The 2,130-nt window shown below is 72.2% G+C and carries 3 protein-coding genes; 2 read left to right on the top strand and 1 reads right to left on the bottom strand.

From position 1 onward, the window contains the following. Nucleotides 1-135 precede the first annotated feature (135 nt). Complete coding sequence (locus ACZ5XZ_RS22070; protein WP_468980553.1) at nucleotides 136-567, bottom strand: OsmC family protein; 432 nt, start codon at nucleotides 565-567, stop codon at nucleotides 136-138. A 173-nt stretch (nucleotides 568-740) separates the two neighbouring features. Here ACZ5XZ_RS22070 and ACZ5XZ_RS22075 point away from each other — a divergent pair, with 173 nt between their 5' ends. Then, entirely contained in the window at nucleotides 741-1,100 is a 360-nt protein-coding gene (locus ACZ5XZ_RS22075) for a histidine triad nucleotide-binding protein (RefSeq protein ID WP_363153684.1), read from the top strand. A 6-nt stretch (nucleotides 1,101-1,106) separates the two neighbouring features. Continuing rightward, nucleotides 1,107-2,012, top strand: coding sequence for a ribonuclease Z (locus ACZ5XZ_RS22080; protein WP_468980555.1), 906 nt, complete (start codon nucleotides 1,107-1,109; stop codon nucleotides 2,010-2,012). Nucleotides 2,013-2,130 lie beyond the last annotated feature (118 nt).

A 2,130-nucleotide genomic window follows, 5' to 3' on the forward strand; every position in this document is an offset into this window, starting at 1 on the left:
CCCCCCCCCCCCCCCCCCCCCCCCCCCCCCCCCCCCCCCCCCCCCCCCCCCCCCCCCCCCCCCCCCCCCCCCCCCCCCCCCCCCCCCCCCACCGCCGTTCACGCAAGGAGCGACCGGCCCGGGCCGGCCGACGCGTCAGGCCAGCAGTTCCGCGTTCAGCGTGATGTTCTTGACGCCCGCCAGGGCCTGGCTCACCGGGCAGTTCTTCTTGGCGTCCTCGGCCGCCGCCTGGAAGTCCGCCTCGGACAGGCCGGGGACGCTGGCCTTGACGGTCAGGACGATGCCGGTGATGCCCTCACCGGGCTGGAAGGTGACATCGGCCTTGGTGTCCAGGGACGCCACGGTGTAGCCCTTGCCCGCCAGGCCGTGCGAGAAGGCCATCGAGTAGCAGGAGGAGTGGGCCGCGGCGATCAGCTCCTCGGGGCTGGTGACGCCGTTCGGCTGCTCCGCGCGGGCGGGCCAGTTCACGTCGTACGTACCGATGTTGGAGGACGCCAGGGCGACGGTGCCCTTCCCCTCCAGGAGGTTGCCTTCCCAGTGGGTCTGGGCGGTGCGCGTGGTTGCCATGGTGCATAACTCCCGGTTGTGGGCGAAAGCGATCACTGGTCAGCTTAGTGATCCCCGGGGCCGTGTGGCGCCGAGGGGCGGGGCGCGCCCGTTCCGACGCCGTGCCGGCCGCCCGGTAGCATCCCAAGCCGTGCGTACCGTGCGCATGACGAACGACCCGGGAGGAGCCACCGGTGGCGGGAGAACCGCAGGCCGACTGCCTGTTCTGCAAGATCGTGGCGGGGGAGGTGCCGGCGACCATCGTCCGGGAGACCGAGACCACCGTCGCGTTCCGCGACATCAACCCCCAGGCCCCGACGCACGTCCTGGTGATCCCCAAGGTGCACTACCCGGACGCCGCCGCCCTGGCCGCCGCCGAGCCGCAGGTCATCGCCGACATACTGCGCGAGTCCCGCGAGGTCGCCGCCGAGGACAAGGTCGAGGACCGGGGCTACCGGGTCGTCTTCAACACCGGCGCCGGCGCCGGCCAGACCGTCTTCCACGCGCATCTGCACGTCCTGGGTGGCCGCGGCCTCCAATGGCCCCCCGGATAGTCGACCGTGTCCGTACGCGAACTGGTCGTCCTGGGTACCGCGAGCCAGGTCCCCACGCGGCACCGCAACCACAACGGCTATCTCCTGCGCTGGGACGGCCAGGGGCTGCTCTTCGACCCCGGTGAGGGAACCCAGCGCCAGATGCTGCGCGCCGGCGTCGCCGCCCACGACCTCAACCGGATCTGCGTCACGCACTTCCACGGCGACCACTCGCTCGGCCTGGCGGGGGTGATCCAGCGGATCAATCTGGACCGGGTGCCGCACCCGATCACCGCCCACTACCCGGCCAGCGGGGAGCGCTTCTTCGACCGGCTGCGCTATGCCACCGCGTACCGGGAGACGGTCCGGCTGGTCCAGCGGCCGGTCGTCGAGGACGGTGAGCTGGACCGCTCGAAGTCGTATCTGCTGGAGGCGCGCAAGCTCTCGCACCCTGTGGAGTCCTACGGCTACCGCCTGGTGGAGCCGGACTCCCGCCGGATGCTGCCGGAGCGGCTGGCGGAGCACGGCATCACCGGGCCGGACGTCGGGCGTCTGCAGCGGCTGGGCGAGCTGAACGGCGTCACCGTCGAGGACGTCAGCGAACTCCGCCCCGGCCAGCGGTTCGCGTTCGTGATGGACACCCGGCTGTGCCCGGGCGTCCATGCGCTCGCCGAGGGCGTGGACATGCTCGTCATCGAGTCGACGTTCCTGGACGAGGACGTCCAACTGGCCGTCGACCACGGTCATCTGACCGCCGGACAGGCCGCCGAGGTGGCCGCACGGGCGGGCGTGCGGCATCTGGTCCTGACGCACTTCTCGCAGCGGTACTCCGACCCGGCGGAGTTCGAGCGGCAGGCCCGGGCGGCCGGCTATACGGGCGAACTGACCATCGCCAGGGACCTGATGCGGGTGCCGTTGCCCAAGCGGCACTGAGCGCCCGGTGGCACGGGGGGGGGGGGGGGGGGGGGGAGGGGGAAAGAATCCCAGGAGGGGGGGGGGAGGGGCAGCGGAAAGAGGGAGGGATGGTGTGGCGTGTTGTGCTTGTGGTGTA

It is taken from the genome of Streptomyces sp. NPDC033270 (assembly GCF_055576575.1).